Source organism: Thermogemmatispora argillosa (assembly GCF_059696725.1).
Window position 1 is genome coordinate 4,130,433 of sequence record NZ_AP019377.1, and the last position, 12,868, is coordinate 4,143,300.

Below are 12,868 nucleotides of genomic sequence, written 5' to 3' on the forward strand. Positions count from 1 at the left end.
AGATCCCTTCTCAGAGGGAGTAAGCAATCCTGTTCTATCCTTTTTGGACATTTTTATGCATGATAAAAGAGAAAAGGAGGTAAAAATTATGAAAATCTTGTTAGACATCATTGACTGGATTGGTCGCATATTGACCATTCCTGCTCTGATTGCCTTTATATTAGGCATCTATGAATGGTCAGGTAGGGCCCTGTGGGTTCTCTATCGTCTAGGGCGTGGTTTGGCGCACCGAAAAATTGCCATTCTGGCATGTGGCAACAATGTGGAAAGCGGCTGCAACCTCTTACTTGATTCGCGCCTCTTCCAGCAAAAAAACCTGATAGTCGTCACTTCGCCCAAGGATCTGGGCCGTGCCGAGCGCGCCAACGTCCTGCTTGTTTTCTGGGAAGATTGGTCGAATTATATCGATGACATCCTTCGTGTCAAAAGGGACCATACTGCTCTTATAGTGTACGCGCGACCGCAAGCTATACCTCGCGAGACGCTAGAAAAACTTGATAACATGCGTAATACCATTGTGGCTAACTTCCGTGGCCGCCTGCTCAACGACATCATCGTGAGCCTCATGGCCGTCAGCGGCCAGACTCAGTGACGCACGAGGAGGCGTCGGCGCTGATGGCCTCCTTGTCTTTGTACCTGACATATAGCCTTTATCCAGTTCACAGCAGCGGCTGCCCTTGCATAGTATCTCTTGCTGCTCTCTCCCCTTATCGTAAGGGACTCTCCCAGAAACAGAGGAGATTATGAAATGAGGCTGATCAGGCCCCCCGAGCGTAGACCCATCCAGGCCTCTAGAAGGCGGCAGATGATGCTCTGGCGGCTCCTCCACTGTTGCGCCGCTCGCAGCATGGCCCCCATACTCCCTAGCTAGAGCGCATCTCGAAACGGAGGCCCCAGACATCGGTTGCAGGTGAGCCAGGCCAGCGGCAGCCCGCTTTTGGAAGAAAGCTCCCTCCCTGCGTTCTATTACAAAGAGAGAGCTTTATAGGCATCCAGAGCTGAAGCGGACCCGCGAGGAAGGAGGTTAGAGCCATGCTCAGCAGCTCATCGAGTAAGTGCCGTTCCGGGCTGCGCCTAGCAGCGACCACGCTTGAACAACGAGTCGAACTGCTGACCCGCCTTCTCCTCCTGCTGCTGGCCATGCTCAGTGGCTGGGGTCTCTTCTTCCTGCCCGGCACCATACCGATTCATTACAGCCTCAGCGGCTCGATTCATCCAGATCTGAGCGGCAGCAAATGGATACTGATTCTCTTCTTCCTCCTGGCCCTTGCCCTCTACGGCCTGCTCAGCCTACTCAGCCGTTGGCTGTATGCCCTGCATCGCCCTTTCCTGACCGCCCCTCAGCGGGCCGAGCATCACTATCGACTTGGGCGCCTGCTCCTGGCCGGGCTGAAGCTCTGTCTCAGCGCCCTTCTGGCTTACCTCTCCTGGATGTTCATCCAGGGAGCCATCAGTGGCCTCAACGGCTGGATCTTCATAGGCTTTCTCTGCTTAGCGGTACTGCCTCTGCTGCTTGTCATTCTCTACTTCATTCAGATCCAGCGCCTGCGCTAACTCTCTCCCGTTCCGACGAAGCCGCCGGAGCCTCTCAAAACACGAACAGGCCGCTAGGGCAAGAGCCCACCCGGTGGCAGCGGCTTCAGCCAGCGGTCCAGGAACAAGTAAGCTGCCTCCCTGGCCTCGGGCGGGAAGGCATGGCCACCTTGGAAGACAAGATAACGAAAACGCTCCGGCACGCCCAACTGAATATAAATACTCTGGGCGTAGTTCACCATAAAATAGAAGCCATCGATCGGCAGCAGCGAATCCTGTTCGCCGCCGACCATCATGAACGGCGTTGGGGCCAGCGATCCAAGCAGATCATCCATATCGGCCACATCCAGTAAACCTGGAATGCAATTCGCCAGTGGCTGGCTCAAGCCATCGCGCAGCAGCGACTTAATCAGCGTTAGCCCACAGGCCGCCACCCCGGCCATCACTCGGGCGTCGTACCAGGTCAACCACAGGGCCTCAAGTCCACCGAGTGAATGCCCGATGACTCCTACATTCTGCTTATCCACTTCCGGGAGCGAACCCAGGAGATCCAGGCTGCAAGCGAGATCATGCAAATATTTCGCCTGCAGCGACGAGCCTTGCAGCAAGCGCTTTGTAAACTCAAAGCGCTCGTAGCTCTCACCCGTCAGAGCTTTCCGCCGTCGCCGGATCTCCTCGGGCGGGCGCCGCTCCTCGTAGCAGAGCAGATCGGGGCATAAAACCACATAACCGCGCAGGCAGATCTCCCGTCCGTAGTGATACATGGCCTCTCCGCTGACCCCAGCTACCTCGGTCTTCCCTAGCTCACACTGCTCGCTATCGCGATGGATGGCCAACACCGCTGGCCAGCCCTTCTTCGGCTTCTCCCCCTGTGGGCGGAGCAGCCACGCTGGCATGACCTCCCCCGGCTCCACCATGTAGGTGACACGTGTGCGCGTATACTCGCCCTCATCGATAGGTTCCTCAAAAACCGCCTCTAGAGGTACCTTTGAGGGAAATCTGCCCAGACGTGCCAAGATCTTTTCTCGCAACAGGCGACTCTCCATCTCTTCTCCTCTCTTTCTACCTGCAATACTGCTCAACCTGAAACCTGGGCGGCGCAGCGTCAGCCATAGGTGGCAAGCAGGAGAAGCAGCAACGCGAGACGTCTGCTACCTGCAAGCAAACTGCCCTTTTCTACGTCTGGCTGCAGTCCTCCTGCCCGGGCTACTGCCTCTGACGGGCCACGGATCGCCTGTTACAGGTACGTCTCAACGCAGCGCCTCACTCACTCACCTTTCCCGAGCCTCTCATTTCTTGTATAGCAGAAAAGGTATGAATTGTATGATATGCATATTGTAATGCATTGCTCAAGGGATTGCAAGTCGGGAGCGCGGCCCTGGCCAGGCTCACCTTGTCAGAGAGCAATAGCTGCGGTAGTGTATTACCGATGGGGCTGAGCGTCATCTGCAGGCGAGCAAGCGCTCCTGAACGAAGGCGGAGGTAGCACCAGCCCCTGTTAACCACACCAAGGAGAGACTGACCATGATGTCTGCTCATGCGCAGACGGCGGGACAGATAGCCGGCGCTGCTGCCTCACCTGAGAGAGCAGCAGCTATCGTCGTAGATAGATTGTGCAAAAGCTACAACGGGCGACGGGTTGTAGACGAGCTAAGCTTTAGTGTACAACGTGGCGAAGTCTTTGCCCTGCTCGGTCCCAATGGGGCCGGCAAAACCACCACTGTTGAAACGCTAGAGGGCTATCGCCGTCCCGAGAGCGGCAGCGTCCGCGTGCTAGGGCTGGACCCTATCCGCGAGGCCGCTCAGCTCAAGCCACTCATTGGAGTCATGCTCCAGCAGGACGGCCTCTATCCCGCCCTACGTCCGCGGGAAGTGCTCCAGCTCTTCGCCGGCTACTATCGGCAACCACAGCCTGTTGACCAACTGTTGGAACGTGTCGGCATTGACCCTGGCACCAGAACAAGCTGTCGCCGACTCTCCGGTGGCCAGAAGCGTCGTCTAGCGCTCGCGCTAGCCCTCGTCGGCAATCCCCAGCTTCTCTTTCTGGATGAGCCGACCGCTGGTATGGACCCCCAGGCCCGGCTGGCCACCTGGGAGATCATTCGCGAGCTGAAGGCCCAGGGGGTGACCATCCTCCTGACCACTCACCTGATGGACGAGGCTGAGCGCCTGGCCGACCGGGTGGCCATCATCGATCATGGCCGCCTCATTGCGCTCGATACCCCTGATCGGCTAACTGGCGTCGCTAATGCCACCATCGTGCGCTTTGTGGCCCCCGCCGGCCTCGACTGTCGCGCCCTGGCCGCCTTACCTGCTGTCCAACGCGCCGAAGAGGTGCGCCCCGGCAGCTATCTGCTCGAAGCTGAGCCGCAGAGCATGCCGGCAGTGCTCGCTGATCTCACGGCCTGGCTGCGCGATCAAGGCATTACTCTGACCGAATTGCGTGTTGGTCACGGGTCGCTAGAAGATCTGTTCCTGCGCCTGACAGGTGCAGAGATGCGCGAGTGAGTGAGTGAGAGCACTCACTTATAGAGGTGAATCTACTATGACAACCCTTGCCGATACAAGCCAAAGCGGGCAGTCACAGCCGCAGTCATCGCAGGCGGCCCCTTTTCTCCAGCAAGTTGGGGCCCAGATTAAAGCTGAACTCCTGCTGACCTCGCGCCGCGGCGAAAACATCCTTGTTACCCTGATCTTGCCCGTGATTCTCCTGGTCTTTTTCGCCTCCCTCAAGATTATTCCTGTCAGCTCTGGCTCGGTCATTGACTTCCTTCTGCCTGGTATCCTGGCCCTGGCTATCATGGCCTCGGGGATGGTTCACCTGGGCATCTCTACCGCCTATGAACGGTACTACGGCGTGCTTAAGCGCCTGGGGGCTACTCCTCTCCCTCGCGGCGGCCTCATTCTGGCCAAGATCGTCGCCGTGCTGCTGCTAGAGGTGGTACAGGTGCTCTTGTTGGGGGGCATCGCTCTCCTCTTCTATGGCTGGCATCCCGCTGGCTCGCCGGCGCTGGCTATTCTCGTGCTGGCCCTGGGAACCATTACCTTTGCTGCCTTGGGGCTGGCAATGGCCGGTAGCCTGCGCGCAGAAACTACGCTGGCTGTGGCCAATGGTCTCTATCTGCTCTTCCTGCTCATTGGCGGCGGTATTCTCCCCCTTGATCATTTGCCGGCGCCTTTGGCTGCCCTGGCCCAATATCTGCCAGCCGCGGCCTTCACTCAGTCCTTGCAAGCTGCTCTGACTGCAGGTGCACCTTTCCCAGGCGCGGCACTCCTGACATTGCTGATCTGGATGATAGTGATCCTGGGAGTTGCCATCAGAACGTTCCGCTGGGAGTAGCACCACCTACGGGAATAAATCAAATCATCTCATTGTTTTTGTCAGGTGGAAGCCCCAAGAAGAGGATCTGAGCAGAAGCCTCGCAGCCGAGCGGTCCGACAGGTTGGCGCGGTCGCCCTCTCATGAGGCGATCGCAGTGCGACAAGGGCCGGCAACGGCTGGGCCGGTCATTAACAGCGGCGGAGGCTCAAGGACTCGAGCGAGTGCATACAGGCAGGGACGACGAGCCTTGGCAAGCGTGTGAGAGGAGGTGAGCGGCTATGGTCGACATCATCCGCTACGATCCTTTCCGCGAGGTAATCAGCCTGCGCGATGCCATCAATCGGCTCTTTGAAGAGAGCTTTGTGGCGCCTATCTGGCGCTGGGATAATGCTTCGATGGCTATTCCCATCAATGTCCGTGAGAACGAGCACGGCTATCAGGTTCAGGCGCAGATCCCGGGTGTCAAGCCGGAGCACCTGGAGGTGAACGTCACGGGGAACACGCTGACGCTCAAGGCGGAGGTGCCGCGCGAGGAGGTGGAGGAGCAGCGTGGTCAGTGGCATGTGCGTGAGATTCGCAGCGGTAGCTTCGCGCGTACGATTACCTTCCCGAAGGACATTGATAGCGGGAAGATCGACGCCAAGTATGAGAACGGCGTGCTGACCGTGAATGTTCCCTTCGGTGAGGCGAGCAAGCCGAAGAAGATCCGCGTGAAGGCCGCCTGAGCCTGAAGCCAGACGCTGGCTCACGGAGTGCCGCAAGACTGAAGTCGCGAAGGATCGCCGAGAGAGAGCCAGAGCCTAAGTCAAACCCCTTCACCGTTCTCTAGCAACGGTGAGGGGGTTTTGGCGCTTTTGGTGAGGTCAGTCAGTCTTTTATTACCTGATTCCCTCCCTCCCCTACTTGCTTGCCTCTTGCCCCCAGAGGAGCGGCAGACGCCGACCCGACGACCGCGCCGGTGAAGGCTCCTAACAAAAAAGACCTGCACAGCGATCGCTTCTGCTGGTGGCTGTACAGGCCTTGTGAAGAGGAGATACCTAAGCAAAGTAGATCTGATGGTGTCCCCGACAGGAATCGAACCTGCGCGCCCGGTTCCGGAGACCGGTGCTCTATCCACTGAGCTACGGGGACCTACTCCATCGAGGATTATACCATATCTGTCAACGTACGTCATCCACTCCCCCAGAGGCTGCGGCATCGGTTGATTTTCATCTCTGCCCCTTCTCAAGCGAGCCTGGCCTTGTTCTCTCTTGCCTGCTTACTTGGGTAGTGCGCTCGCCTTCCAGGGAAGTACTGGGCTGTCTCTGATCGGCTCCTCTCTTATTTTTACCGTTTGCTTCTTATACCTTCTCCTACTTTGGAATGAAATTGCCGCATTTAACTATTGACAGATCCATAAAAGCCGTGGTACCATGCCCCCGTATTTTTCGGGAACAGGGAATATGTAGAAAGGGCTGGACCTATGGAGCATAGCCAAAAACACCCATGCTTTTCTCCCCCATCTGTGTCACCTTCCGCCTTCGACGCTGATTGGCCGCCCTCCGAGGGTACGATGCCTGCTGCTGGGCAGCAGGGGCTGTGGCGCTCCGATGAGATCGCCTTGGCTGAGACCCAGAAACTGGCAGTGGTGGCTGCTGCCCTGCCGATGAAACAGCGCTTGTTGCGAACGCTGGCATTGCTACTGACGGGGGCGTTGTTGCTGACGCTCTATCTGCTCTGGCAGGGCGCTACGCCGGCAGCGGCACCCTCTGAGGCGACAATGACTACTCTAACGCCCGCTCCTGGAGAGCGTCGGGTCTCTGTTGGAGACGTCCCGCCGGCTCCTACGTCGGCAGCGACTCTGACCCCACTACCTGCTATTCAAGTCTACATTGTGGGAGCTGTTCACCACCCCGGGGTCTATACCCTGCCGGCAGGGTCGCGCGTCTATCGACTGCTGCAGCTCGCTGGGGGCCCGCTGCCAGATGCCAATCTGGTGGCTCTCAATTTGGCTGCTGTGCTGCATGATGGCGAGGAGATCTACGTGACCCGGGTTGGTGAAACCTCGCCTCCTGTTGCTACGAATGGCTCAGCGTCTGATCTCTCTAGCAGTGACTCGGCTACGAATCCTTCTTCTGCTACACCTGTGAATATCAATACCGCAGGCGTCGATGAGCTGCGTCAGCGTTTGCATGTCAGCGCAACGACCGCCCAGAATATCGTGAATTATCGCCTTCAACATGGCCCCTACACGACGGTTGAGCAGCTTCTCCAAGTTGTCAGTCGCTCGATCTATGATCGGATTAAGGGACTGGTGACGGTCTGAGCGGGTCCACCGGGAACCGCTAGAAAGGAAGGGATGGGAGTGTCTTGGTTAGCGGTGAGGCGAAGCTGCCTGTGGCTGAGAGGGTGGCCCCTGCTGGTGGTCTGCTCAGGCTGGCTGGCGGGCATCTTGTGCGCCTATTGGTTGCAGTTGCTCGCGGTCTGGCTGGCGCTGCCGGCCCTGGTCGCCGTGTTGGTGACCGCGCTCTGTTGGCGCCGCTGGGAGCGGGCGAGTGTGCTTTTGCTCTTGCTATCGGCCTGGCTCTGTGGGGCCTGGCGCATGGCTCTGGCTGATCCGCGTCATGACTCTCTGGCTGTGCTTGGTCTGCTACGGCCTGCGGCCAGTACCGCTGATATAGTGGTGCGCGGTACGGTGAGCGCGCCGCCTGCCCTGGAGGGGCATGCGCGTCGTCTCGCAGTAAGTGTCGAGGCGGTCAGCAGCGATGGTGGTTTGCACTGGTGGCCGCGGCATGGTCAAATCGCTGTATTCACCTCTGGTAGCCTGCTCGATGACCCCTATGGCCCGGCTTACGGCGATGAAGTTGTGCTGCGGGGGCGCTTGCTGCCACCGATGGGCGGGAGCAGCCCGGATCTGCAAGCGTCGATGGCTTTTCCTCGCCTCTCGGTCAGGCACCACGGAGGCAATCCTGTACTGGCCTGGCTCTATAGGCTTCGCTTCTGGCTGGCTTCCTTGATTGGACGGCTCTTGCCTCAGCCAGAGGCGGCGCTGTTGGTAGCAGTCTTGCTCGGACTGCGGACGCCCGCCCTGGAGCCGCTGACGCCTCTGTTTAATGTCACTGGAACTGCTCATCTGATTGTTCCCAGTGGCTTTAAAGTGACTCTCCTGGCTGGGCTGGTGGCCCTGCCGCTGCATCCTTTGACCCGTCGCAAGACTGATGATTGGCGCCTCTTGCCGGCTCAACGCCGGCGTTCTCGGCGCTGGCAGTGGCTCCTCTGTTGGCTTCAATTGCTGGTGGTTGCTCTCTATACGGTGCTAAGTGGGGCCGGCCCGGCTGCTGTGAGAGCTGGCCTCATGGGTGCACTGCTCGTGCTTGCTCCCAGGGTGGGGCGTCACTACCATGTCTATAGCGCTCTGGCCGCAGCGGCGCTGGTGATGAGTTGGGTTGATCCCTTCGTGCTGTGGGATAGCGGTTTTCAGCTCTCGTTCCTGGGAACATTGGGGATTGTGCTCCTGACCCCCGTCTTCGCCCGCCCTTTGAGGGCGCTGGAAGCTTTACCCGCCGGCACGCTGACGGTAGAGGCTTTGGCGGTGACATTGGCGGCCCAGGTGGCAACGCTGCCAGTCTTTGCCTTGACATTCGCTCAGCTCTCGTTTGTAGCGCCGCTCGCTAATCTGCTGACGGTCCCGCTGCTGGATCTACTGCTGGGGCTGGGAGTTGGCCTCTGTTTGATGGGGGTGCTCTGCTTCCCGCTAGCCGCGGTGCTGGCTTGGCTCGCCTGGTTCCCTCTACGTTATGTGATCAAGGTTGTGGCGCTCTGCGCCCATCTCCCAGGAGCCTGGTTGAGTACGGCAGGCTGGTCACTCTCGCTCCCTCTTGCCTGGGGCTACTATCTGGTCCTGCTAGGCATGCTCGGTCTGGGGTGGCATTTCCGCCCGCAGTGGTTTCTCTCGCCGTCAGGCAATGGTATTCAGCAGACAGCGATGGACCGATCAGCGCCAGGACGGGGGCATGGGCATCGGCATAGAGGCAGGCGTGGTCTGATGCTAAGTATACAGGTGGCACTGGCGCTGCTGTTGTTGTTGACGACAGGCCTGCGGACGCTGCTGGAGGGCCACCGCGCCGGGCTGGTCTTGACGGTTTTCGCTCTGGCTTCTTCTTCGGGTGAAACTGGTCCTGCGCTCATTGGCCAGACGGCTCAAGGAAAGCTACTGGTGATTGATGGCGGTCCCGACGCAGCAGCGCTGACTGAGGCCCTTGATCAGCGCCTCCCTGTGTGGCGGCACCGTATTGACTGGCTGGCACTGTCCTCCCCTTTGCGTTCTCACCTGGCAGGCCTTCTGGATGCGACTTCGCGTTTTGAGATCGGCTATGCGCTGGACGGCGGGGTCCTGCATCCTGGCACTGCTTATGCGCTGTGGCGCCGTACGCTTCGTGAGCGCGCGATCCCCTATCAGACGCTCCGTCAGGGGCAGGTGCTCCCTTTAGAAAACGATCTGCGTTTGGAAGTGCTCTGGCCTCCGTCTCCGCTTCATCGTGGCGGAGATGAAGCACGCAATAACGCCTTGGTCCTGCGCCTGGTCGCCCCGGGCCTGCGCCTCTTGCTCTTGGGAGAAGCTGCACAAAGTACTTATGCACTCAATGGCTTAATGGCGAGTGCCGGGATAGCTGGGCTGCTGCCTTTGGGAGAGGAGCAAGTGGTGTTGGCTACGCTGACTGCCAATAAGCAGCCTCCACCCGCTTTTATTCGTCTGCTGAAGCTGTTATGTCCAGCGCTCCTCGTCGTGAATGAGACAACTGATCGTTCTCCTTCCTCGATTCAAACCTCTTCTCTTGCCAAGAGCGCTGAGTTGTCGGCTCTCATCGCTCAGGAGAAGACCCGTGTGTTTTGGCTCAGAGCACCCGCCGCCTTCAGTCTCCAGGAGAATGCGACAGGCTGGTCTTTCGGCATGCAGGCCCCTCCTGACTGAGCGGCTTGAAAAGCCAAAAACAACGGCCCATTGGAGCGGGAGATAGGGTGGATCAGCCCAGCCTGATGAGGCTGTAGGTCGGGGCGCCTGGCTCGGGCAAAGTGGGAGGCATGGCTGAGCACGCAAACAGGAGGTGCTAGCGACTGCTGGCGATACTATCACTAGTAAAGGCTCTAGCTGCAGATCTGGCTTAACTCTATCTGCACGGGCCTTAGTTAGCGCTTGAGCAATTGGAAGGGGAAAGGCCCGGCAATTGAATGATGCTGCTTGCTGCCTATGCGCTACTCCCTGCAGTGTTCGCGCTGAGGCTCCTTCTGTCAGTCGGCATCGAGCGATACAGGTGGCTGGCTTTGCCTGCTCTGCTGATCTCTGCGCTCACTAGTGGTATGTGTGCCTGGAAAAGTAAGCAATCGCAACTCTGTTGCTATAGCAGCAAAGCATGCTATTATTAGGAGGGTAATCAGCAATCAGCAGGACAAAAGGAAGGAGCATCGAGGTCTTATGAGCCGCTGTGAACGCTGTGGCTATGATAGCCCTCACCATGTAGCGATCTGCCCCGTCTGTGGTTCCCTGACCACTGCTACTGGCTTTAATAGCCATCCCTCCCTAAGAGGCCCCGAGCCGCCAAGTGGCGCTAGCGAGCCATTCTCCTCCTATAGCGCAAGTGGCGGGAGCGAGTCTGCTCCTGGCCTCCAGGCTAACGCCTGGCCTCCGCAGTTTTCCTCTGCCTCCAATATCCCTCCTCAACAGGTCAATGTGACTGTCATGCAACCTCAGAAGGAAACGGCTCCGCTCATCGTCGAGCTTTTGCTATCTTTGCTCTTGAATATCTACGGCGTTGGCTGGCTGATGAGCGGAGAGACGCTGGCTGGCGTATTGCTGCTCGTGGGCAGCATCATCGTTGCCTGGCCCCTCCTCCTGGTTTCTTTGCTGGTCTGGCCTGCCTGCTGTGGCCTCAAACTGCTCCTCATTGTGGGGTTGGTGATCAATGCCGTGCTACTGAATAATCATCTCGATCGCCGGGCAGCTAGCCGCATGATGGCGGTCCCCCCACCGCTGCAGCAACGATGGTAGAAACAGCATCAAATGGTCTCTAATCTCTACCTGCAAGAGAGCAAAGAAAGCTGAAAAAGAGAGAACCGTCAACGCTCTGAACCTCATGCTGAGCACTTAGCTTGTTGGTGCTCTTCGCTGGCGGCCTGGCCGACCAAACAGGAGCCGCCGTTTGGGTGCACTGACTATGCATGCACATCACACTGATCAGGCCGGGAAGGCCAGGCGCCGGTATTTCTCGCGCGATTCAAGCCAGGCCTCATCGGAGAGACCCAGTCGCTCGCGTAGCGTTTCGAAGGAAACCCCAGCTCGCAGCTGACGAACAGCGAAAGTATCGCGCAGCAACTGCAGAGTAACACGCTTTTTAATGCCGGCTGCCTTAACTGCGCGCGCCAAAATATAGTTGAGATTGCGGTCGGTGCAGTTGAACAGCGTTTCGCCCGGCTGGTGCTGATATTTACGCAGATATTCACGCACAATGTCGGTAAATTCAGGGGGCAGAGCCAGGCTTCGCTCGCGGTGCTGTTTGCCCGTCGAGGGGGGAAAGTGAACATTGACCAGCGGGCGCTGTGGATTGGAGAGATCGATATGCTCCGGCTTAAGAATCATGATTTCTTCTTTCTTAAGGCCTGCATGCAGTGTTAGATAGATCAGGCAAAGACAGCGTACATCATCGGCTGCCGCTTTGAGCAGTTTCTCGATCTCTTCCTCAAAGAGCAGTTCGGGCAGCGGCGGCAGAGGTCGCTCAAGGATCAGACTGGCGGAAGGATCTTCCCGAATCACACCTTCGCGTGCCAGCCAGGAAAAGAAGTTTTTGAGGAAGGTAACGCGCCGGGCCATCGTCTTGGGGGCCGGCGTATGATCCTTGTTGCCGAATTTCAGCTTCATGAGCCAATCGACGAGGTCCTCTTTGGTAATCCTGCCAACAGGAGTCTCCGGCCCCATAAATTCGGTGAACATCTTGAGGTCAGAAAGGAAGCAGGTAATCGTATAGTTCGATTTGCCACGTAGCTTCAACTCCTGTTGATAAGGCAGAGCGCAGGCTGCCAGGCTAGATTGTTCCGTTAACGGCTGAGTTCGTACGAGCGGCGGAAAGGGAACCTCGCGCGGGTCTGCCGGCTGAGTGACAACCTGCGTTGTGCCCGGAAAAAGACCAGCTTGTACCACGACAGGCTCTGCTCTCGCTCCGCTCTCCGCTGGCTGCTTCTTCTGACTGTCCTCGTGCATGAGCTGCTCTCCAGTGGTAGTTTCGTGCTCTGAAGCTGTTCTTTTTATGTTTCATTATAGCAGGAGAAGCCAGCACTGTTCAACCTTCGCCCTCGCTCTCTGTGACTCCTTTCTCTCGCCCGCCGTTCCTCAAGGGGGAGATCTTTCTTGCTCCTCGTGCGATGTCTGGAGAGGATGGTCCCTTCGCTTAAATGAAACAATGCCTGCGCCTACTCCTCCCTGTGATATTGGTAGCGGGTCTGGCGCTTGCGGTGCGCATCACCTACAATCTGACCGTGGCGGCGGCCTACGTTCCTCGCTTTGATGCCCGTTCCTATGAGCAGATTGCCCTCCATCTGCTGCAGGAGGGCTGCTTCTGCAAGCATCCTTTCGTCCCGACCGTCTACCGGGCCCCGCTCTGGCCTGCCATCATTGCCTGCATCCATACCTTATTCGGCCCGCAGAAGCTGCCGATTCGCCTCTTGCTCTCGCTGGTTGGCACCGGCACTTGTCTGCTCGTCTTCTCTTTCATTCGCGACCTGTATAGGAGGCGGCTGGGCTTGCTGGCCGGCCTATGGCCTATGAGCCGCTGTCTACCCTGGGCTTTATATTTACGATAGCTGGCTCTATTCCGAATCTATCACTATGTTTCTCCTGCTGGCGCTCGGCACCGTGCTCTATCGCCTATCTACTCGCAAAACAACAAAACAACGGCACTCTTATGCTGGCCTGCGCTCCAGGCATCGATCAGCAAGAAGCAACAGACCTCATCCGAGTTGTCCTTACCTTTTGAGGAGCAATCG

General features: G+C 58.1%; 11 protein-coding genes and 1 tRNA gene. 9 read left to right on the forward strand and 3 right to left on the reverse strand.

Features of this window, described 5'->3' with window-relative positions; genetic code table 11:
- Nucleotides 1–88 precede the first annotated feature (88 nt).
- Both AC6H1L_RS16125 and AC6H1L_RS16130 read left to right on the forward strand, forming a co-directional pair.
- Complete coding sequence (locus AC6H1L_RS16125) at nt 89–592, forward strand: hypothetical protein (protein ID WP_497598508.1); 504 nt, start codon at nt 89–91, stop codon at nt 590–592.
- 440 nt (nt 593–1,032) lie between these two features.
- Complete coding sequence (locus AC6H1L_RS16130) at nt 1,033–1,554, forward strand: hypothetical protein (RefSeq protein WP_497598509.1); 522 nt, start codon at nt 1,033–1,035, stop codon at nt 1,552–1,554.
- A gap of 53 nt (nt 1,555–1,607) precedes the next feature.
- On the opposite strand, the gene AC6H1L_RS16135 is transcribed toward AC6H1L_RS16130, so the two are convergent.
- Complete coding sequence (locus AC6H1L_RS16135; protein ID WP_497598510.1) at nt 1,608–2,579, reverse strand: dienelactone hydrolase family protein; 972 nt, start codon at nt 2,577–2,579, stop codon at nt 1,608–1,610.
- 481 nt (nt 2,580–3,060) lie between these two features.
- On the opposite strand from AC6H1L_RS16135, the gene AC6H1L_RS16140 reads away from it, so the two are divergent.
- The 3 genes from AC6H1L_RS16140 (at nt 3,061) to AC6H1L_RS16150 (ending at nt 5,580) form a co-directional block, all read left to right on the forward strand.
- Complete coding sequence (locus AC6H1L_RS16140) at nt 3,061–4,041, forward strand: ABC transporter ATP-binding protein (protein ID WP_497601558.1); 981 nt, start codon at nt 3,061–3,063, stop codon at nt 4,039–4,041.
- 37 nt (nt 4,042–4,078) lie between these two features.
- A complete protein-coding gene (locus tag AC6H1L_RS16145) occupies nt 4,079–4,873 on the forward strand; it encodes an ABC transporter permease (RefSeq protein ID WP_497598511.1) in 795 nt (264 codons plus the stop codon).
- 260 nt (nt 4,874–5,133) lie between these two features.
- Nucleotides 5,134–5,580 carry an Hsp20/alpha crystallin family protein gene (locus AC6H1L_RS16150; RefSeq protein ID WP_497598512.1) on the forward strand — a complete coding sequence of 149 codons (447 nt, stop codon included), beginning with the start codon at nt 5,134–5,136 and terminating at the stop codon, nt 5,578–5,580.
- Between the two features lie 331 nt (nt 5,581–5,911).
- Here the strand turns inward: AC6H1L_RS16150 and AC6H1L_RS16155 are convergent.
- A tRNA-Arg gene (locus tag AC6H1L_RS16155) sits at nt 5,912–5,986 on the reverse strand.
- A 373-nt stretch (nt 5,987–6,359) separates the two neighbouring features.
- Between AC6H1L_RS16155 and AC6H1L_RS16160 the strand changes: the two genes are divergently transcribed.
- The 3 genes from AC6H1L_RS16160 (at nt 6,360) to AC6H1L_RS16170 (ending at nt 10,880) form a co-directional block, all read left to right on the forward strand.
- Entirely contained in the window at nt 6,360–7,160 is an 801-nt protein-coding gene (locus tag AC6H1L_RS16160; protein WP_497598513.1) for a ComEA family DNA-binding protein, read from the forward strand.
- Between the two features lie 39 nt (nt 7,161–7,199).
- Nucleotides 7,200–9,806, forward strand: a complete 2,607-nt coding sequence (locus AC6H1L_RS16165; protein ID WP_497598514.1) for a ComEC/Rec2 family competence protein — start codon at nt 7,200–7,202, stop codon at nt 9,804–9,806.
- A gap of 501 nt (nt 9,807–10,307) precedes the next feature.
- The gene (locus AC6H1L_RS16170) at nt 10,308–10,880 is read left to right on the forward strand and encodes a hypothetical protein (protein ID WP_497598515.1); all 573 of its coding nucleotides are present in this window, start codon (nt 10,308–10,310) and stop codon (nt 10,878–10,880) included.
- Nucleotides 10,881–11,066: 186 nt separating this feature from the next.
- Here the strand turns inward: AC6H1L_RS16170 and AC6H1L_RS16175 are convergent, their stop codons facing one another.
- A complete protein-coding gene (locus AC6H1L_RS16175; protein WP_497598516.1) occupies nt 11,067–12,086 on the reverse strand; it encodes a tyrosine-type recombinase/integrase in 1,020 nt (339 codons plus the stop codon).
- A 221-nt stretch (nt 12,087–12,307) separates the two neighbouring features.
- Here AC6H1L_RS16175 and AC6H1L_RS16180 point away from each other — a divergent pair, with 221 nt between their 5' ends.
- Nucleotides 12,308–12,685, forward strand: a complete 378-nt coding sequence (locus tag AC6H1L_RS16180; RefSeq protein WP_497598517.1) for a hypothetical protein — start codon at nt 12,308–12,310, stop codon at nt 12,683–12,685.
- Nucleotides 12,686–12,868: the final 183 nt, after the last annotated feature.

Coding starts and splice junctions, on each gene's coding strand:
- AC6H1L_RS16125 (WP_497598508.1), top strand. CDS start 89: ATGAAAATCTTGTTAGACATCATTGACTGGATTGGTCGCATATTGACC.
- AC6H1L_RS16130 (WP_497598509.1), top strand. CDS start 1,033: ATGCTCAGCAGCTCATCGAGTAAGTGCCGTTCCGGGCTGCGCCTAGCA.
- AC6H1L_RS16135 (WP_497598510.1), bottom strand. CDS start 2,579: ATGGAGAGTCGCCTGTTGCGAGAAAAGATCTTGGCACGTCTGGGCAGA.
- AC6H1L_RS16140 (WP_497601558.1), top strand. CDS start 3,061: ATGTCTGCTCATGCGCAGACGGCGGGACAGATAGCCGGCGCTGCTGCC.
- AC6H1L_RS16145 (WP_497598511.1), top strand. CDS start 4,079: ATGACAACCCTTGCCGATACAAGCCAAAGCGGGCAGTCACAGCCGCAG.
- AC6H1L_RS16150 (WP_497598512.1), top strand. CDS start 5,134: ATGGTCGACATCATCCGCTACGATCCTTTCCGCGAGGTAATCAGCCTG.
- AC6H1L_RS16170 (WP_497598515.1), top strand. CDS start 10,308: ATGAGCCGCTGTGAACGCTGTGGCTATGATAGCCCTCACCATGTAGCG.
- AC6H1L_RS16175 (WP_497598516.1), bottom strand. CDS start 12,086: ATGCACGAGGACAGTCAGAAGAAGCAGCCAGCGGAGAGCGGAGCGAGA.